At 72.6% G+C, this 17296-nt stretch carries 17 protein-coding genes; 6 read left to right on the forward strand and 11 right to left on the reverse strand.

Annotation, left to right across the window (positions count from 1 at the left end):
- Positions 1-74: 74 nt before the first annotated feature.
- Complete coding sequence (locus ABEB12_RS36655; RefSeq protein ID WP_185066336.1) at positions 75-857, forward strand: UTRA domain-containing protein; 783 nt, start codon at positions 75-77, stop codon at positions 855-857.
- Between the two features lie 44 nt (positions 858-901).
- Here ABEB12_RS36655 and ABEB12_RS36660 read toward each other — a convergent pair whose 3' ends face one another.
- Positions 902-1966 carry an alcohol dehydrogenase catalytic domain-containing protein gene (locus tag ABEB12_RS36660; protein ID WP_185066337.1) on the reverse strand — a complete coding sequence of 355 codons (1065 nt, stop codon included), beginning with the start codon at positions 1964-1966 and terminating at the stop codon, positions 902-904.
- Positions 1967-2019: 53 nt separating this feature from the next.
- Positions 2020-2463, reverse strand: a complete 444-nt coding sequence (locus ABEB12_RS36665) for a winged helix-turn-helix transcriptional regulator (RefSeq protein WP_185066338.1) — start codon at positions 2461-2463, stop codon at positions 2020-2022.
- Positions 2464-2533: 70 nt separating this feature from the next.
- Here ABEB12_RS36665 and ABEB12_RS36670 point away from each other — a divergent pair, with 70 nt between their 5' ends.
- Positions 2534-3715 (forward strand): acetyl-CoA C-acyltransferase, encoded by a 1182-nt coding sequence (locus ABEB12_RS36670; RefSeq protein ID WP_185066339.1) that lies wholly within the window; start codon positions 2534-2536, stop codon positions 3713-3715.
- On the opposite strand, the gene ABEB12_RS36675 is transcribed toward ABEB12_RS36670, so the two are convergent.
- Together ABEB12_RS36675 and ABEB12_RS36680 are read right to left on the reverse strand one after the other, a co-directional pair.
- Positions 3710-4231 carry an OsmC family protein gene (locus ABEB12_RS36675; RefSeq protein WP_185066340.1) on the reverse strand — a complete coding sequence of 174 codons (522 nt, stop codon included), beginning with the start codon at positions 4229-4231 and terminating at the stop codon, positions 3710-3712. The genes ABEB12_RS36670 and ABEB12_RS36675 overlap by 6 nt on opposite strands.
- Positions 4206-5744: a cytochrome P450 gene (locus ABEB12_RS36680; protein WP_185066341.1), complete on the reverse strand. Its 1539-nt coding sequence runs from the start codon at positions 5742-5744 to the stop codon at positions 4206-4208. Before ABEB12_RS36680 ends, ABEB12_RS36675 begins: the two co-directional genes overlap by 26 nt.
- 97 nt (positions 5745-5841) lie before the next feature.
- Between ABEB12_RS36680 and ABEB12_RS36685 the strand changes: the two genes are divergently transcribed.
- Positions 5842-6474: a TetR family transcriptional regulator gene (locus ABEB12_RS36685; protein ID WP_185066342.1), complete on the forward strand. Its 633-nt coding sequence runs from the start codon at positions 5842-5844 to the stop codon at positions 6472-6474.
- A 228-nt stretch (positions 6475-6702) separates the two neighbouring features.
- Here ABEB12_RS36685 and ABEB12_RS36690 read toward each other — a convergent pair whose 3' ends face one another.
- The 4 genes from ABEB12_RS36690 to ABEB12_RS36705 all read right to left on the reverse strand — a co-directional run bounded on the left by ABEB12_RS36690 (position 6703) and on the right by ABEB12_RS36705 (position 11895).
- Positions 6703-7188, reverse strand: coding sequence for a DUF6130 family protein (locus ABEB12_RS36690; protein WP_221499053.1), 486 nt, complete (start codon positions 7186-7188; stop codon positions 6703-6705).
- Positions 7172-8212, reverse strand: a complete 1041-nt coding sequence (locus ABEB12_RS36695; RefSeq protein ID WP_185066343.1) for an alpha/beta fold hydrolase — start codon at positions 8210-8212, stop codon at positions 7172-7174. Before ABEB12_RS36695 ends, ABEB12_RS36690 begins: the two co-directional genes overlap by 17 nt.
- Positions 8213-8251: 39 nt before the next feature.
- Positions 8252-10981: an AAA family ATPase gene (locus tag ABEB12_RS36700; RefSeq protein WP_185066344.1), complete on the reverse strand. Its 2730-nt coding sequence runs from the start codon at positions 10979-10981 to the stop codon at positions 8252-8254.
- Between the two features lie 71 nt (positions 10982-11052).
- Positions 11053-11895, reverse strand: a complete 843-nt coding sequence (locus ABEB12_RS36705) for an alpha/beta fold hydrolase (RefSeq protein ID WP_185066345.1) — start codon at positions 11893-11895, stop codon at positions 11053-11055.
- A 144-nt stretch (positions 11896-12039) separates the two neighbouring features.
- On the opposite strand from ABEB12_RS36705, the gene ABEB12_RS36710 reads away from it, so the two are divergent.
- Positions 12040-12621 (forward strand): TetR family transcriptional regulator, encoded by a 582-nt coding sequence (locus ABEB12_RS36710; protein ID WP_185066346.1) that lies wholly within the window; start codon positions 12040-12042, stop codon positions 12619-12621.
- Between the two features lie 883 nt (positions 12622-13504).
- Here ABEB12_RS36710 and ABEB12_RS36715 read toward each other — a convergent pair.
- Entirely contained in the window at positions 13505-14398 is an 894-nt protein-coding gene (locus tag ABEB12_RS36715; protein ID WP_185066347.1) for a LysR substrate-binding domain-containing protein, read from the reverse strand.
- Positions 14399-14483: 85 nt separating this feature from the next.
- On the opposite strand from ABEB12_RS36715, the gene ABEB12_RS36720 reads away from it, so the two are divergent.
- A complete protein-coding gene (locus ABEB12_RS36720; RefSeq protein ID WP_345703456.1) occupies positions 14484-15356 on the forward strand; it encodes an EamA family transporter in 873 nt (290 codons plus the stop codon).
- On the opposite strand, the gene add is transcribed toward ABEB12_RS36720, so the two are convergent.
- Together add and ABEB12_RS36730 are read right to left on the reverse strand one after the other, a co-directional pair.
- Entirely contained in the window at positions 15353-16384 is a 1032-nt protein-coding gene (gene add, locus ABEB12_RS36725) for an adenosine deaminase (protein ID WP_185066348.1), read from the reverse strand. The two genes, ABEB12_RS36720 and add, sit on opposite strands and share 4 nt — an antisense overlap.
- Positions 16385-16425: 41 nt before the next feature.
- Positions 16426-16857, reverse strand: a complete 432-nt coding sequence (locus ABEB12_RS36730; RefSeq protein ID WP_185066349.1) for a TIGR03618 family F420-dependent PPOX class oxidoreductase — start codon at positions 16855-16857, stop codon at positions 16426-16428.
- Positions 16858-16906: 49 nt separating this feature from the next.
- Here ABEB12_RS36730 and ABEB12_RS36735 point away from each other — a divergent pair, with 49 nt between their 5' ends.
- The gene (locus ABEB12_RS36735) at positions 16907-17269 is read left to right on the forward strand and encodes a winged helix-turn-helix transcriptional regulator (RefSeq protein WP_185066350.1); all 363 of its coding nucleotides are present in this window, start codon (positions 16907-16909) and stop codon (positions 17267-17269) included.
- Positions 17270-17296: the final 27 nt, after the last annotated feature.

Consider the following 17296-nt stretch of genomic DNA (forward strand, 5'->3'; position numbering starts at 1 on the left):
CATGTTCATGTTGATCGCCCCTGGAAGGGCGATCCGCCCGGTCGAGCGGGTGCTGACTTGTATAGTTAAGCCCCATGACCGAGCCCCTGCACCGCCTGCTCGCGGCCGAGCTGCGGGACCGGATCCGGTCCGGTGAGCTGGCCATTGGGGACTCGCTGCCGTCCGAGGCCCAGCTGTGCCGGGAGTTCTCCGCCTCCCGGGGACCGGTCCGCCAGGCACTGGCCGCGCTGCGCGACGAGGGCCTGATCGGCGGGGGTCAGGGCAAGCGCGCGGTGGTGCTGGACGCGGTCCCGGCCCAGCCGTTCGAGTCGTTCCTCTCCTTCACCCGGCGCGCGGAGATCACCGGGCACGTGCCCGGCCAGCGGCTGCGGGAGATCGCGCTGCGCCGGGCCGACCCCACCGTGGCCGCCGCGCTCGGCCTCGAACCGGACGCGCTGGCCGTGCAGCTGGTCCGGCTGCGCCTGCTGGACGGCCAGCCGGCCATGCTGGAGCGGATGAACTACACCGAACGCGTCGGCCGCCCACTGCTGGACGCCGACCTGGACGCCGGCTCGATATACGAGTTCCTCACCGAGCAGGGCGTGGACCTGCACTCCGCCCGGCACACCTTCGACGCGGTCGCGGCGGACGAACTCGACTCCGAGCTGCTCGAGGTACCGGTAGGGAGCCCGCTGTTGCGCGAGCGACGCCTGACCACCGACTCGGCCGGCCAGCCGCTGGAGTGGTCGGACGACCGCTACCGCCCGGACATAGCCACCGTCACCGTCACCAACACCCGGGGCGCCCGCGCACTGATCACCCGCACCGGCCCCGCCCGCGCCGGCGTCGCCCCGTATGGGTTGGCCGCCGCTCCGTAGATTTCGGCCGGCGGTTTGCGGCGGTGCCGCCCCAAACCGCACCCTCAAACCGGCACCACGGCTTGCCGAGCCGCCCCACCCCCACGAGCCACGCCGAACGCATCGTCCAACTCCGCCAACCCGTACCGACCGGCGACCAACTCCGCGAACGGGTACCGATCATGGTGCGCCACCAGGAAGTCCACAGCGGTGAGCAAGTCCTCGGGGCGGTAGTTGTGCACCCCGACCACCGTGTGCAACCCGCGCACCACTCGTTCCGGGTCGAGGTTCACCGGCGGTCCGGGCGTGACCGAGCCGGCCAGTACCAGGGTGCCGCCCACGTCCAGCGAATCCAGCGCAAGCTGCACCGCGTCGGTTTTGCCGGACAGCTCCACCGCGAGGTCCACACCACCGTCCGGCAGCTCGCCCCCGGAGACCGAGGAGGCGCCGAAAGCGTGCGCCCGCTCCCGGCGGGCCGGGTCGGGATCCACGACCAACACATGCGCGCCGGCCAGGCTGGCCATCGCCACGGCGGTCAGGCCGAGCATGCCCGCACCGGTGACCAGTACCCGCGCCCCGGCCAGCTCGGTGCGACCGGCGCGCAGCACGGCGGCGACCGTGGCCGTCGCGCAGGCGGCAGGCGCGGCCACCACGTCCGGCAGACCGGACGGCACCTGGACGATCGCCGTGCCCGGCAGCAGCACAACGTGCGTGGCGAACCCACCGGTCAGTGGCCGCCGGGGATCCAGCGGCTGGTGCCCATATTTGCGCAGACTCAAGCACTTCTGCGGCATCCCCCGGCCACATCGGGCACACGAACCGCAGCTCACCGTGACCGACCAGACCACCCGCATGCCCGGCACGACCGGCGAGCCGTCCACGCACCGGGGCGGCTCACCGGGGCCGACCGCGAGCACCGTGCCGACCTGTTCGTGGCCCAGCACCCCGGGCGCGGGCGAGGGCCGGCGGCCGAGCACGGTATGCAGGTCGCTGCCGCAGATGGTGGCCAGGTCGACCCGGACCAGGGCCTCCCCCACGCCGGGCGTCGCCGAGGTGCGGGTGGTGATCACGGTGAGCGGCCGGCCCACGCCGTCCCAGCGCGCGTACCGCGCGCCGATCAGTTCGGTCATGCCGCCAGCCTGACACAACTTGTATAGATAAGTTGCCGGGCCAGTCGTGAACCCTAGGTGAACTCGCGCCACGAGCTGTGGACCAGCGTGGAGTCCCCCAGCCGCACCGGCTCGCCGCACGAGTCGCACACCGTGCGCGGATGCAGCTCGGCGCCGCAGCTGTGCCGCCAGGCGGTCGGCGGAGCGCCCTCGGTGACGTACCGGTCACCCCAGTCCATCAGGGTGAGCAGGACGGTGTGCAGCGAGCGACCGGCCTCGGTCAGCACGTACTCGTGGCGCGGCGGGTGCTCCTCGTAGCGCTCCCGGCGCAGCAGCCCGGCCTCCACCAGCGACCGCAGCCGCGCGGCCAGGATGTCCCGGCTCGCCCCGGTGTTGCGGGCGATCGCGTCGAACCGCCGCACGCCGAAGAACACCTCGCGCAGCGCGAGCAGGCTCCAGCGCTCGCCGACCACGGCGAGGGCGTTGGCGATCGAGCACTCCCGGACCGGTGTCGCCATGGCCACAGTGTATCGCGGCGAGTAAGTCCTAGAATCCAACTTAGGAGGTCAGACAACCCAGGAGGTAGTCATGGCGGAAGCAGTCATCGTCGACGCGGTACGCACACCGATCGGGAAGGGCAAGCCGGGCGGCGCGCTGCACGGCGTGCACCCGGTAAGCCTGCTCGGCGGCACCATCGCCGCACTGGTCGAGCGGACGGGCATCGACCCGGCCCTGGTCGACGACGTGATCGGCGGCGCGGTCGACCAGGTCGGCGAGCAGGCGCAGAACACCACGCGGTGGGCGGCGCTGGCCGCCGGCCTGCCGGAGAGCGTGCCGGCCACCACGGTGGACCGGCAGTGCGGCAGCAGCCAGCAGGCGGTGCACTTCGCCGCGCAGGGGGTGATCGCCGGCGCCTACGACGTGGTGATCGCCGCCGGGGTGGAGTCGATGAGCCGGGTGCCGATGTGGTCGAACGTGCCACCCGGGGCGGACCCGTTCGGCCCGGGCATCGCCGCCCGCTACCCCGACGGCCTGGTGCCGCAGGGGATCAGCGCCGAGCTGATCGCGGCCAAGTGGTCGCTGTCCCGCGCCGAACTGGACGAGTTCGCCGCCCAGTCCCACGCGCGCGCGGCCGCCGCGCACGCCCGGGGCGCGTTCGCCGACCACATCGTGCCGGTGCACACCCCGCTCGGCGACACCACCATCGACGAGTCGGTTCGCCCGGCCACCACTCCGGAGGTACTGGCCGGCCTGCGGCCGGCGTTCGTGGACGACGCGATGGCCCGCCGGTTCCCCCAGATCGACTGGTCGGTGACCGCCGGCAACAGCAGCCCGATCAACGACGGCGCCGCCGCACTGCTGATCATGTCCAGGGAGCGCGCGGACCAGCTGGGACTGCGCCCGCTGGCCCGGCTGCACAGCTTCGCGGTCACCGGGGACGACCCCCTGCTCATGCTCACCGCGATCATCCCGGCCACCGAGAAGGTCCTGCGCAGAGCCGGCCTCACCCTCGGCGACATCGACCTGTTCGAGGTGAACGAGGCGTTCGCCAGCGTGGTGCTGGCATGGCAACGGGAGACCGGCGTCGACCTGGCCAAGGTGAACGTGAACGGCGGGGCGATCGCGCTCGGCCACCCGCTGGGCGCCAGCGGCGCACGGATCATGGGCACGCTGGCCTACGCCATGCGGGAGCGCGGCGCGCGGTTCGGCCTGCAGACCATGTGCGAGGCCGGCGGCCTGGCCAACGCCACCGTCCTCGAGGCGCTATAGCCCCAACCGGGTGCGCACCGGGGTGGTGTTGCGGAACAGGTCGAGCACCGGGCAGTGCTCGTCCACAGCGTCCTTGAGCCGCTGGTAGTCGGCCGCCGGGGCCGGGCCGCGCAGGTCCACCGCGAGCCGGATCTCGGTCGGGCCCGGCCGGGTGTGGTCGTCCAGCCCGAAGAACCCGCGCACATCCATGTCGCCGTCCACCTCGACGGTCACGTCGGTCAGCGGGATGCCCAGCTTGGCCGCCCAGAACCGGTAGCTGACCACCTGGCAGGACAGCAGGCCGGCCAACGCCACCTCGACCGGGTTGGGCGCGGCACCCTCGCCGCCGAGCGCGGGTGGTTCGTCGACGACCACCTCGTGCCGGCCGACCTTCATCTCGGTGCGCACCCCGGTGGTGCCGGCGCCGGCGGCGTGGAACCGGACCCTCGCCCGCTCCGGGTTCTCCTCGGAAGCACGGGCGGTGGCCTCGATGATGCCGGTCAGCGCGCTGTCACGGGTGGACTGGGTGCTGGTCATCAGGCGACTCTACGAACCCAGGCGCCCCACCCGTCAATCCTCCGGCCGGCGGATGAACCGCCCCGACCGGGGGTTGTTGCGCCTGTGACACGGCCGGCACCGGCGGTGCGGAACGGCGCCGCACCGCAATCAGGCCACCCTTGGCCGGCGCGTTGGCCACTCCCCGGGAGCGCCAACGCTCGTCCGGGGCGTCCGTGGGCAGCAGCCGGAAGTCGCGCAACAGGGTGCGCAGCACCACGTTCATCTCCATGTTGGCGAACGCGGCCCCGATGCACCGGCGGGTGCCGCCGCCGAACGGGATCCACTGGTAGAGGTCCGGCTTGGCGTCCACGAACCGACCGGGGTCGAACGCCTTCGCGTCCGGGAAGACCGCCTCGTCCTCGTGCACCAGGGAGATGGCGACCACGATGTTGTAACCGCGGGGCACCGTCCAGCGGCCGATGCGCAGATGATCCGCCTTGACCTGCCGGCCCACCCCGTCGATCACCGGCCGGGTCCGCTGCACCTCCAGGATGGTGGCCTCGCGCAGCGCGTGCCCGCCCGCATCCACCTCGTCGACCAGCTCGGCCAGCACCGACGGGTGCCGGCGCAACCGCTCGACCGCCCAGGCCATCGTGGTCGCGGTGGTCTCGTGGCCGGCCGCGAGCAGGGTGAGCAGCTGGTCAGCGATATCGGAGTGACTCATCCGCGAGCCGTCCTCGTAGCGGCTCTGCAGCAGCAGCGCGAGCACGTCGTTGCGGTCGTCCAGCCGGGGGTCGTGGTCGGCGGTGTCGATCAGTCGGCTGATGATGTCGTCGTAGCGCCGGCGCATCTCCAGGAACCGCCCCCACGGGCTCCACCGGCCGAGGTCGCGCGGCGGCAGCGGCAGCACCGCCAGCCGGGAGGCGTACGTGACCATGCGCGGTAACAGGTCGCGCAGCTCGTCGAACTCCGCGCCGGCCGCGCTGCCTTCCCCGCACGCGCCGAACTGGGCGCGCGCTCGCCCGGCGCGTTCCGCGCTGCTTTCCCCGCGCGCGCCGAACTGGGCGCGCGCTCGCCCGGCGCGTTCCGCGCCGAACACCGCGCGCAGGATGGCGTTCAGCGTGATGCGCATCATCGACGGCAGCGTGGCGAACTCCCGGCCCTCCGGCCAGCCGGCCAGCTCACGCTCCGTCTCCTCCTCGATGATCCGCTCGTAGGCCTTGAGGCGGCGGCCGTGGAACGGCGGCACCAGCAGCTTGCGCTGCGCCCGGTGCTCGTCGCCGGTGAGCGCGAAGAACGAGCCGGGGCCGAGCAACCGGCCGAGGTTGGGCTCCACGTTCTCCACCAGCTCCGAACCGCTCAGGAACAGCTGCTTGATCTCCACCGGGTCGCTGATCACCAACACCCGGCCGAAGATCGGCAGATGCACCGTGAACGCGTCGCCGTACTTGGCGCGCAGCCGGGGCAGCCCGCGCAGTGGCCGGGTCAACGCGTACACCCCCTGCAAGAACGGCGGCGCGGTCGGGCCGGGCGGGAGCGTCGCGGTGGTCATGGAAACCCTCCCGATACTTGGTACGTTGACGTACCAGCTCGACGGTACGCCGCTGTACCGAGTCCCCGCAAGCGCGAAGCCGTATACCGTGTTGCCGATGACCACCGCGCGGCACCCGGAACCGGCCGAGCCGGCGCTCCAGACCGAGCCCGCCACGCCGGACTTCCGCCGACGACTGCTCGACGGGCTCGCCTCGTCGATCGCCGACGACGGCTACCGGGCGACCACGGTGGCCGACATCGTGCGCCGCGCCCGCACCTCGCGGCGGACCTTCTACCAGCACTTCCCGGACAAGGAGTCCTGCTACGTGGCGCTGCTCGCCGAGGCGAACGCCGCGATGATCCGGCACATCTCCGCCTCGGTCGATCCGGCGGCGCCGTGGCGCACCCAGGTGCGGCAGGCGATCGAGGCATGGATCAGGTCCGCCGAGTCCTCGCCGACCCTCATGGTGAGCTGGATCCGCGACCTGCCCTCGCTGGGCAACGCCGCGCGGCGGCTGCAGCGCGAGGCGATGGCCGGCTTCGTGGTGATGGTCCAGACGCTGGCCGACAATGACCAGTGGCGGGACGCCGGCCTGGGGCCGATCTCCCGCCAGCACGCCATCCTGCTGCTCGGAGGGTTGCGCGAGCTGACCGCGACGACGCTGGAGGACGGCGGCCGGATGAGCGATTTGGCCGAGGTCGCCGTGGCCGGGTCGATCGCGCTGTTCGGCCCGCGCCCCGAGGGGTGACACCCGATCGCGCGAATACCCGGGTCGGTATGCAAGCGCTGATTGTTTACGCGGTTAAATACGCGTACCACCAAGGGGGAAGGTGGTCAAAAAGGGACGAGGCTCGCCGCCCGGATCGGGGGACGTCCAGGCGGCGGCCTCACCCCCGACGAAGTGCTTGACGCCGGGAGTACCAAGCGTAGCGGGTCTCGGTCCGAAGTACCGAAACAGGTTCTACTTTTTAACGCCTCAGTGATGGCCTCCGCCGCCCTGGCCGGGCGGGATGACGAACTCGACGGTCCTGCTGTCCATGACCTTGTGCGTGGGGTCGGCCAGCCCGATCCACACCTTGTGCGGTCCCGGCGGCAGCCACTGGATGATCAGCGGTTCGCCGCTGGCGTCGGCCCAGTGCCAGGGCGCGTCGTCCACGGTGACGTGGATGTGCCCGATGCGCGGCGAGACGTCCAGCGCGTTCGGCCCGTAGACCGGCACGATCCGCAGGTTCTCCGCCCGGTAGCGCAGCACCACCAGGCCCTTCGCCAACTGGTCCGGCAGCGGCGCGTCGACCACCAACCGGGGCGGGGGCTGGCTGTCCAGCGGCACCACCGGCGCCGGCAGCCAGCCGGCCTCTCCCGGCGGAATGGGCGGAGGGCCGGCGCAGGCGGCGGTGGCGAGACCGGCGGCCAGCGTCAGCGCCGCCACCGCCAGGCGCCGCCGCTCAGCGGGTCGCCACATCGAGCACCGCCCGGGAGAACGCCTCCGGTGCCTCCTGCGGCACGTTGTGCCCGATCCCGTCCAGCACGCGGTGCTCGTAGGGGCCGGTGAACTTGGACCGGTAGGCCATCCCGTCCTTGGCCGCGCCGTCGAAGTCGCTGGCCACGGTGATGGTGGGCACGCCGATCGCCGGCCCGGCGGCCAGCCGCCGCTCCAGGTCGTCGTACCGGGGGTCCCCCGGCGCCAGGCGCAGCCGCCACCGGTAGTTGTGGATCACCAGGGCCACGTGGTCCGGGTTGTCGAAGGAGGCCGACGTGCGCCGGTAGGTCTCCTCGGTGAAGTTCCACTTCGGCGAGGCCAGCTTCCAGATGAGCTTGTTGAACTCGTAGCGGTTGCGGGTGTAGCCGAGCACCCCGCGCTCGGTGGCGAAGTAGTACTGGTACCACCAGCCCAGCTCGGCCGACGGCGGCAGCGGCTGCGAGTTGGTGTCCAGGTTGACGACCAGGTAGCCGCTCACCGAGACCAGCGCCCGGCAGCGCTCCGGCCACAGCGCCGCGGTCACCACCGCCGTCCGGGCGCCCCAGTCGTAGCCGGCCAGCACCGCTTTGTCGATCTTGAGCGCGTCCATCAGGGCGATGGTGTCCGCCGCGACCACGGCCTGCTGGGCGCCCCGGAAGGCCGCCTCGGAGCGGAACCGGGTGGGGCCGTACCCGCGCAGGTAGGGAACGATCACCCGGTACCCGGCCGCCGCCAGCCGGGGCGCCACGTCCAGGTAGCTGTGCACGTCGTACGGCCAGCCGTGCAGCAGGATCACCGGGACGCCGGTGGCCGGGCCGGCCTCGGCGTACCCGACGCTCAGCTCCCCCGCGTCGATCTGCTTCACCGACTCGAAGGAGGTGTGCTCCGGCTCCGGCGGCGCCACCGGGGGCGGCGCCGGCGCACCGGCCGGCGTCTGGGTCGGCGTTTCCGTCGAGGCGCAGCCGGCCGCCCAGAGTGTCGCCGCCGAACCGGCAAAGACCCGTGAGAACGTTCTCCTGCTGATCACGACCCCGACGCTAGGCAGCCCGCGCCGGCGCCGCGCCCGTCAGGTGACGGAGCCCGGGTACGTCACCAGTACGGCGCCGAGCTCGCCCCGGGAGGCCACGCCCAGCTTGGGGAAGATCCGGTGCAGGTGGGTGCTCACCGTGCGGTGCGAGAGGTACAGCCGCTGGCCGATCTCCCGGTTGGTCAGGCCGTCGGCGGCCAGCCGGGCGATGCTCAGCTCGTGCGCGGTGAGCTGGTCGCGGGCGTCCGGGTCGCGGTTCGGGCTGGTCTCGCCGGCGGCGCGCAGCTCGGCGCGGGCTCGTTCGCTCCACCCGGTCACGCCCAGCGCGTCGAAGGTCTCCCGAGCGGCGCGCAGGTGCGGCCGCGCCTGGGCCACCCTCCGGTGCCGGCGCAACCACTCGCCGAAGGCCAGCTGGACCCGGCCGCGCTCCAGCGGCCAACCGGTCAGGTCGGCGGCCAGCGCGGCCTCGAACAGCCGCTCCGCCTCGTCGTCCGGCGCGAGCACCGCGCGGGCATAGCGCAGGCCGGCGTGCAGCGCGGGCGAGGGCGTGACCGGGGCCAGCTCCTCCAGCTCGCGCAGGATCTCCGCCAGCCCGTCGGTGCGTTCCGCACGCAGTGCCGCCTCGGCCAGCTCGGCGGTGACGTAGCAGCGCAGGGCCAGCTGGTAGCTCGGGTCGGCCGGGTCGTGCAGCCGGCGCAGCTCGGCGAACGCGTCGTCGTGCCGCCCCTCGCCCAGCGCGACCAGGGCGAGCGCCAGCCGGGTGGTGGCCAGCACCGGGCGCGCCCCGGCGGCCAGACCCACCCGCTCCGCCAGCGCGGCCAGCGCCTCGGCCTGCCGGTAGTCGCCGCGCAGCGCGGCTATCTCCGCCTGCACCGCCCGGGCCAGGCCGTACATGTAGGTCTGGCCGGTCTCCTCGCCCAGCCGCGCCGCCTCCTCGGCGGCCGGGAGCGCGGTAGCCAGGTCGCCCAGCCGGGTGCAGCTCCACGCCTGAACGGCCAGCGTGCGGGCCAGCAGGCCCAACCGGCCCTGCGCGCGCAGTCCGGGCTGGGCGGCGGCGGCGAACCGCGCCGCCAGGTCGAATGCCCCCACCTGCAGCGCCGCGCTGCCCAGGAACCGGGCCACGGCGGGGTCGCCCGCCGGGTCGCCGCCCAGCTCGGCCAGCCGGGCCAGCACCGCGCCGCCGCGTTCGAACGGCGCCACGTAGGCGGAGATCGCCGTCGCCCTCGGGTCGCCGGGCGGCAACGGCATGCGGTCCGTCACCCCGGCGATCCGCTCGCGCGCCGGCGCCCCGGGCTCGACCCAGAAACAGCGCATCCCGGCGCCCCAGAGAATGCGCCCGGCCAGGTCGACGTTCCCGTCGGCGGCCATCGCCTCGGCCACCCCGGCCAACTCCCCCGGCGCCGCCAGGTGCTCCCGCACGCCGTCGTCGAACCCGGTCGGGATCCACGCCGCCCAGGCCCGCTGCCACGCCGGCAGGTCCAGCGAGGCCACCTCGGCGAGCAGCCGGGTCACCGTCTCCGGCCGGCCGGCCTCCACCGCCAGCTCGGCCGCGCCGAGCAGGCGCTCGGCCTTCGGCTCCGGCCGCCCGGTCAGCCGCGCGGAGCGTTCCAGCGCGGCGACGGCGGTAGCAACCGCGCCCCGCCGGCGGGCCAGCTCGGCGGCGTCGGCCAGCTCGCCGGCGACCTCCTCGTCCGGGCCGGCGGCGGCCGCCGCCAGGTGCCAGACCCGCCGCCTCGGCCACTCCCGCAACGTCTCGGCCAGCGCCCGGTGGGCGGCCTGGCGTTCCGCCGGGCCGGCCGCCCGGGCGATCGCCGAACGCATCAGCGGGTGCCGGAACCGCACCTCGGCCGGGGTCAGCTCGATCAGCCGGGCCTGCTCCGCCGCCGCCAGGTCGGGCAGGCCGACCCCGGTGTCCAGCGCGCGGCCCGCGGCGTCCAGCACCTCGGCCACCGCGTCCCCGTCGTGCAGCGCGGCGACCAGCAACGCGGTGCGAGTGGCCTCCGACAGCTCGGCCACCTTCGCGCCGAACGCCCGCTCCAGCCGGGCGGTCAGCGGCAGGCCGTCCGCCGGCGGATCGCCCGGGGAACGCAGCGCGTCGGGCAGCTCGGTCAGCGCCAACGGGTTCCCCGCCGCCTCGTGCAGCACCCGCGCCCTGACGACCGGGGAAAGGCCGGGCGCCACCGAGTCGAGCAGCTCGGCCGAGGTGTCCGGGGGCAACCTCGGCACGGTCATCTCGGGCAGCCCGACCTCGTCCAGCCCGGACGGCTCGCCGTCCCGCAGGGTGGCGACCAGCACGATCGGTTCCGAGTCCAGCCGGCGGGCCAGGAAGGCCAGCGCGTCCACGGTCGACGGGTCCAGCCAGTGCGCGTCCTCGGCGATGAGCAACAGGGGTTCTTCGACTGCCGCGTCGGCCACCAGGTTCAGCGTGGCCATGCCGACCAGGTGCCCGTCCGGCACCTCACCGTCGCGCAGGCCGAGCGCGGCGCCCATGGCCTCCCGCTGCGGCCCGGGCAACCCGTTCACCCCCGCGCGCAGCGGGTAGACCAGCTGGTGCAGCCCGGCGTAGGGCAGGTGCTGCTCGGCCGGCACGCCGACCGTGGTGAGCACCCGGGTCCGGGATGTCCCGGCCAGCGCGCGCGCCTCGGTCACCAGCGCCGACTTCCCGATTCCGGCCTCGCCGCGTACCAGCAGGGCGCCACCTCGGTGGTCCACCCCGTCGATCAGCTCGGCGAGCCGCTTCAGCTCGAGCTCCCGCCCGAAGAGCGACATCCCACCCTCCCGTTGCCCGCGCCCGGCCCGGTCCCGCGCCGCACGGGGCCAGGCCAGGCTAGTAGCCCGCGTCAGTCGGCCAGGAAGGACACCAACGCGTCGGAGATCTCGTCGGCGTGCGTCCACAGGAACCCGTGCGGCGCGCCCTCGATCTCCAGGTAGCGGGCCTTGGGCAGCGCCTTGGCGAACGGGCGGCCGGTGGCGTCGATGGGCAGGATGCGGTCCCCCGTCCCGTGCACGATCAGCACCGGCACACCGGTCTCGGCGATCTTCGGCAGGTCGGCGCGGAAGTCGGTCAGCCAGCTGGGCACGACCGCCCAGGAGGCCTTCGCCCCGGCCCCGGAAGCCACCGCGAAGCTGGACCGCACGACCTCCTCGCTGATCCGGCTGCCCAGGTTCTCGTCCAGGTTGTAGAAGTCGTTGTAGAACTGGCTGAACCAGGCGTACCGGTCACCCCGCGCGGCGGCCTGGATGCCGTCGAACACGCTCTGGTCCACGCCGCCCGGGTTGTCGTCGGTCTTCAGCAGGAACGGCTCGAGGGAGGCCAGGAAGGCCACCTTGGCCACCCGCGCGGCGCCGTACCGGCCCAGGTAGTGGCCCACCTCGCCGGTGCCCATGGAGAAGCCGACCAGCACCACGTCATTCAGGTCCAGGGTGGTGAGCACCTTGTCCAGGTCGTCGGTGAAGGTGTCGTAGTCGTAGCCGACGCTGGGCTGGCTGGACTGCCCGAAACCCCGGCGGTCGTAGGTGATGACCCGGTAGCCGGCCTCCAGCAACCGGTCCTCCTGCTTCTCCCACGACGCACCGGAGAGCGGGTAACCGTGGATCAACACGACCGGCTGGCCGGTGCCCCGGTCGGTGTAGTGCAGCTTGATCTCGGCGCTGTTCTCCTGGCCGACGGTGATGTACGGCATTGTCCTGGTCCCTTTCCGAAGTCCCGTCTTGCTCGGTGCTTCAGAAGCTATTACCGAACGACCGGTAAAGCAATGTGGCAAGAGCCATAGCCTGAGAATCAGCCGAGACGGAATTTCGACAGGACGTTCGGTAACATGGGAGGCATGCCTAGGCCAGTGACCGTGCGGGACGACGAGCTGTACGACCGGCTCGCCGAGGTGTTCCGCTCGGCCGGCTACGAGGGCGCATCGCTGGGCGCGCTGGCCGAGGCCGCCGGCCTGCGCCGGGCCAGCCTCTACCACCGGTTCCCCGGCGGCAAGGCGGAGATGGCCGAGGCGGTGCTGGACCGGGTGGGCCGGCTGTTCGCCGACGTGCTCGAGCCGATGCGCACCGACCCGGACCCCCGCGCCGGCATCGCCGCCTCGGCCGAGCGGCTGACCGACATCTACGGCGGCGGGCTGCTCGCCTGCGCGCTGGACACCCTGCCGCTGAGCGGCGCGCCGGAGCCGGTGCGCACCAAGGCCGCCTCGGTGGCCCGCACCTGGATCACCACCATGGCCGACGCGGCCCAGCGCGGCGGCCGCCCGGCCGGCGAGGCGAACGCGGCGGCGGAGGACGCCTTCGTCCGCATCGAAGGCGGCCTGGTGCACGGCCGCCTGTTCGGCGATGGCGCCCCCTTCCGCCGCGCCATCGCCGAACTCCCCGACCAGCTACTCGGACGGCAGAGCCGCGGCGCAGCCCTTTAACCTCGGCCTCCCCCGCCCCACGGGAAAGGGCGGGGAAGAGCCGACGGCCCCGGATGATCGAGGCCTCGTCGGGTCGCAGAGCCAGTCTCGCCGTTTCGGGAGGCGCGGGGAATCGTGCGAACCCCCCGATTCGGGGGGACGTCATCCCTACTGTTTTGGTAGGGATGACCCCACCTCCAACCGAAGTCTGCCGGGAGGCCGCGGCCCGGGCCTGAGTCCGGCCCTCACGTTCAGCGGACTGTCCGGTCGGAGTTTCCGGTTGGCATTGTGCCGCTCCGGTCCGGGGGTGTCTCACCAAGCGTGACCGGGTGTGGTCGCCACTGGCCGTCGAGACCAAGCTCAGTCCGCTCATTCCTTGATCAAAACGGGACTGGCCTTGCGTTCGGTGGTGGCGACCCTCAGCGCGGCCGGGCTCACCGTCTCGACTGTCCCACCCGTCACTCGACGGTCACTCAGGGTGAGTGTCGGACGGTGCGTGCTGACGGTTCGCGCCGGGCGTCCGCCGCTCGTCGAAGCGAACCCCGGGGAGCCGCCACCTGCCGGCTACGCTTCGCAACCCGACGCGACGGGCGACGCCCCAGCCGACAGACCACCCGGCCGGCGCCGTCCAAGCCGATCTTGAAATCCGGCGTCGCGCACCGATCGACGCGGATTCGGGCTTACTCGTCTAGTCGCACCCGCACCACCACCGACCGGACGGGCGGCCCGATCGAGTTCTCCCACGACCTCTTCCGGGCCGACCGCACCCGCATAGTCGTCCACACCCCCGCCCCCGAACCCGGCACGCCCACCACCCCCCGCCCCGGCATCCAAATCCTCACCCCCACCCCCTGATTCAGTGCCTCCAGCACCCCGATTCAGTGCCTTCAGCACCCTGATTCGGTCACTCCAGCAGTCGGCCCGTGAGCAGGTGTAGGAGCAACGTGACCGGGGGCCAGGTGGACCGGCCGTGGCGGGTGACCGCGTAGGCGCGCAGGCGCACTTCGGGACCGCTCAGGTGGAGCAGGCGGATGCCGGGGCGCGCGGGGCGGTCGGCGGGCAGCAGGCCGACTCCGAAGCCGGCCAGGATCAGCTCCTCCACCAGGTCCAGGCTGTCCGCCTCATGGGTCAGCCTGGGCTCGAACCCGGCCATCGAGCTGAGCGTGCGCACCACGCGCTCGTCCGCCGGGTTGCGCGAGTTCCCGATCCAGTCGTATCTCCGGAACGCGCGGAAGACCGCCGGGGTGTCGCCGTCGCGCGGCGCCCTCGGCCCGGCGGGCACCGCCAGCCCCCAGGGCGTCGACCACAGCGGGGTGACCGCCAGCCCGGTGTCGAACACCGCCGGGGCCAGGTTGTAGTCGTAGGTGAGCGCCAGGTCCACGTCGTTGCCGGCGAGCAGGGCCAGCGCCTCGGCCGGCTCGTGCTCGTACATGATCAGCCGGACGTTCGGGTGGCTCTCCCCCAGCGAGGCGGCCACCGGTAACAACGACCGGCGGATCGCGGTGGCGAACCCGGAAACCCGCACGGTGCCGGCCGGGTCGGCGCCCGGGTCCAGGTCGGCCTGGGCGGCCTCGATCGCGGCCAGGATGGTCACCGCGTGCGCGGCCAGCCGGCGTCCGGCCGGGGTCAGCCGCACGCGGCGGCCTTCCGGCTCCACCAGGACCGCCCCGGTCTCCCGGCCGAGCACGGCGATCTGCTGTGACACGGTCGACGTCGTGGTGCCGAGGGCGTCCGCGACCGCACGCATCGACCCGAGCCGGGCCAGTTCCAGCAGATAGCGCAGCCGCCGGCTGTCCATATGGGCGATTGTGAAGAATTCGCGAACGTTTTGTCCATGATTATGAGGTGGACACGGACGATTCGTGCCGTGTGTACTCGAACGCGTGACCTCCTCGACGACCACGACCAGCCAGCCGGGTGACACGCGGGTCGGCGCGGGGATGGCCGTGGTGGCCATGCTGTGCGTGCAACTCGGACTGGCCGTCTCGGTCGGGCTGCTGGAACGGATCCCGCCGGAGGGCGTCGCCTGGTTGCGACTGGCGTGGGCGGGCGTGCTTTTCCTGGTCATCCTGCGGCCCCGGCCGTCCGCGTACACCCGCTCCGGCCTGCTGGCCTGCGTGGCGCTGGGCGTGGTCACCGCCGGGGTGACGCTGCTGTTCATGGCCGCCGTGGCGCGGCTGCCGCTGGGCACCGCCAGCGCGCTCGAGTTCCTCGGCCCACTGGGGGTGGCCGTGGCACGCGGGCGCGGCGGGCGGAAGGTGTGGCCGGCGCTGGCCGCGGTGGGCGTGCTGCTGCTCACCGAGCCGTGGCACGGCACGGTGGACCCGCTGGGTGTGCTCTACGCGCTGGGCGCGGGCGCCTGCTGGGCCGGGTACATCCTGCTCACCCAGCGGGTCGGCGACGAGCTGTCCGGCCTCCACGGCCTGGCCGTCTCCATGCCGGTGGCCGGGCTGGTGGCCACGGCGATCGGCGGGTGGGCGGCGTTCGAGCACCTGAGCTGGCAGTTGCTGCTGGCCGGGCTGGGCCTGGCCCTGCTGCTCCCGGTGGTCCCGTTCGCGCTGGAGATGCTGGCACTGCGCCGGCTGACCACGTCGGCATTCGGCACGCTGATGTGCCTGGAACCGGCCATGGCCCTGATCATCGGCCTGCTGGCCCTGCACCAGATCCCCGGGATCGCCGCCGTGATCGGCATCGCCTGCGTGGTCGTGGCCGGCATAGGCGCCGAACGCACCGGCGCCCGGACCACGCCGCACTAGATGCCGAACTCCCGGTCCAGCTCGTCGATCTCCGCCTCGAACGCGCGACGCATCGCCGCCTTGTCCGAGTCGTCCAGCCAGGCGGCCTCCACCCCCTGCATCACCAGCCGCCGGACCAGCCCGGGCGGGTAGTCGTTCTGGGCGCAGAACTCGGCGTACTCGTTGCCGATGTCGGTGTGGAACATGGTCGGGTCGTCCGAGTTGAGCATCACCGACATGCCGGCCTCGATCATCCGGGTGATCGGGTGCGTGGTCAGGTCGGGCCAGCCGTAGACCACGGCGGTGGAGGTCGGGCAGACGGTGAACGTCACCCCCTGGTCGATGCACCGCGCCACCACGGCCGGGTCCTCCAGCGCGTGGTAGCCGTGGTCCAGCCGCTCGCAGCCGAGCAGGTCCAGGCAGGTGGTCACGTTCTTCGCCGGGCCGTCCTCGGCGCAGTGACTGGTCAGCCGCAGCCCGCCGGCCTTGGCCACCCGGTACGCCTCGACGAACTTCTCGGGAGGATCGGGGGCCTCGGCGGCGTCCATGCCCAGCCCGATCAGCTCCGGGCGGCGGTGCTCGAGCACCTCCTCGACCATCCGCCGCGCCACTTCGGGCGGGTCCTGCCGGTAGACGTCGGCGATCAGCGCGCAGCGCACCCCGAGGTCGTGCTCGGCCGCCCGGATGCCGTCCACCAGCCCGTCCATCACGGTGGCCATCGGAATGCCCCGCGCGGTGTGCAGCGTCGGGTTGAAGAACATCTCACGGTACTTCAGATTGCCGAGCCGGACCCCGTCCTCCAGGGTCTCGTAGGCCATCCGGGCGAAGTCGTCCCGGTCGATGACCGTGGAGTTCACCGTTTTGTAGATCTCCAGGAACTCGTAGATCGTGTCGTACCGGTAGATCTGGTCGACCTCGGTGGTGGGCAGCCGGATGCTGTGCTTGCCGGCCAGCTCGACCACGGTGGCCGGCCGCAGCGTGCCCTCCACGTGGCAGTGCAGCTCGACCTTGGGCAGTTTCCTGAGGTAGCTCCGGTAGTCCCCGACCACCGGGCAAAACTACGGCCGGGGACTTACCGGAGCAATACGGCTCAGCTCGCCCAAGGGCCGACGCCGGAGACCTTCTCCACCGTGATCCGGCCGATCAGGCCGGTGCTGGAGATCCGGTTGGGGAACGGGAAGTCGGTGCCCAGGTAGCGGTGCGACTCGCGGTCCATGAAGTCGGTCCACTTCTCGCCGAGGTCCGGCCCGGTGAAGCTGACCGTGCCCCGCACCACCAGATGCTGGCGCAGCCCCTCCGGGGTGTTCTCGGTGTCCTCGATCATCACGGTCAGCCTCGGGTCGCGGCGCAGGTTGGCCACCTTCACCCGGCGGCCCTCCACGCCGAACAGCAGATCGTCGCCGTCACGGGAGATCCACATCATGCTCACCTGAGGCGAGCCGTCCTGGTTGAGGGTGACGAAGGTGGCGTAGCGGTCGGTCTCGAACAGGCGGTGGGCGCTGTCCGGAATCTTGGTCGGCATGGCGCCACGGTAGGACGCCCCGTGGGAACCAGTCGGTACCCTGGGCACCATGCGTGACCACGGCGGCCCCGGCGACGTGTTCCTGGCCGACTGCCCGGCCCGCCTGGCCGTGGAAGTGATCGCGGACAAGTGGTCCGTGGTGGTGGTCTACGGGCTCAGCCAGGGGCCGCGCCGGCACGGCGAGCTGATCGAGCTGATCGGCGGCATCTCCAAGAAGATGCTCACCCAGACGCTGCGCCGGCTGCAGCGCTACGGGTTGGTGGACCGGCAGGCCTACGCCGAGGTGCCGCTCCGGGTGGAGTACACGCTGACCGAGCTGGGCCAGAGCCTGATCGACCCGATCGACACCCTCACCCGGTGGGCCGAAAATCACGGCGAGGCGCTGCTGGTCGCCGAGTCAGCGCCCGAATAACAGCGTTACACTCGGCTGTCCCTCCCA

Origin of the sequence: Actinospineispora eucalypti (genome assembly GCF_039543365.1) — a bacterium.
In the GTDB taxonomy this organism is placed as follows: domain Bacteria; phylum Actinomycetota; class Actinomycetes; order Mycobacteriales; family Pseudonocardiaceae; genus Pseudonocardia; species Pseudonocardia eucalypti.

Excerpts from the sequence above, each read along its gene's own strand:
- ABEB12_RS36675 (WP_185066340.1), bottom strand. The coding sequence starts at position 4,231 with ATGACCAGCACCCAGTCCACCCGTGACAGCGCGCTGACCGGCATCATC.
- ABEB12_RS36665 (WP_185066338.1), bottom strand. The coding sequence starts at position 2,463 with ATGGCGACACCGGTCCGGGAGTGCTCGATCGCCAACGCCCTCGCCGTG.
- ABEB12_RS36685 (WP_185066342.1), top strand. The coding sequence starts at position 5,842 with ATGACCACCGCGCGGCACCCGGAACCGGCCGAGCCGGCGCTCCAGACC.
- ABEB12_RS36680 (WP_185066341.1), bottom strand. The coding sequence starts at position 5,744 with ATGACCACCGCGACGCTCCCGCCCGGCCCGACCGCGCCGCCGTTCTTG.
- ABEB12_RS36735 (WP_185066350.1), top strand. The coding sequence starts at position 16,907 with ATGCGTGACCACGGCGGCCCCGGCGACGTGTTCCTGGCCGACTGCCCG.
- ABEB12_RS36655 (WP_185066336.1), top strand. The coding sequence starts at position 75 with ATGACCGAGCCCCTGCACCGCCTGCTCGCGGCCGAGCTGCGGGACCGG.
- ABEB12_RS36705 (WP_185066345.1), bottom strand. The coding sequence starts at position 11,895 with ATGCCGTACATCACCGTCGGCCAGGAGAACAGCGCCGAGATCAAGCTG.
- ABEB12_RS36715 (WP_185066347.1), bottom strand. The coding sequence starts at position 14,398 with ATGGACAGCCGGCGGCTGCGCTATCTGCTGGAACTGGCCCGGCTCGGG.
- ABEB12_RS36730 (WP_185066349.1), bottom strand. The coding sequence starts at position 16,857 with ATGCCGACCAAGATTCCGGACAGCGCCCACCGCCTGTTCGAGACCGAC.
- ABEB12_RS36700 (WP_185066344.1), bottom strand. The coding sequence starts at position 10,981 with ATGTCGCTCTTCGGGCGGGAGCTCGAGCTGAAGCGGCTCGCCGAGCTG.
- ABEB12_RS36670 (WP_185066339.1), top strand. The coding sequence starts at position 2,534 with ATGGCGGAAGCAGTCATCGTCGACGCGGTACGCACACCGATCGGGAAG.
- ABEB12_RS36690 (WP_221499053.1), bottom strand. The coding sequence starts at position 7,188 with ATGTGGCGACCCGCTGAGCGGCGGCGCCTGGCGGTGGCGGCGCTGACG.
- ABEB12_RS36710 (WP_185066346.1), top strand. The coding sequence starts at position 12,040 with ATGCCTAGGCCAGTGACCGTGCGGGACGACGAGCTGTACGACCGGCTC.
- ABEB12_RS36660 (WP_185066337.1), bottom strand. The coding sequence starts at position 1,966 with ATGACCGAACTGATCGGCGCGCGGTACGCGCGCTGGGACGGCGTGGGC.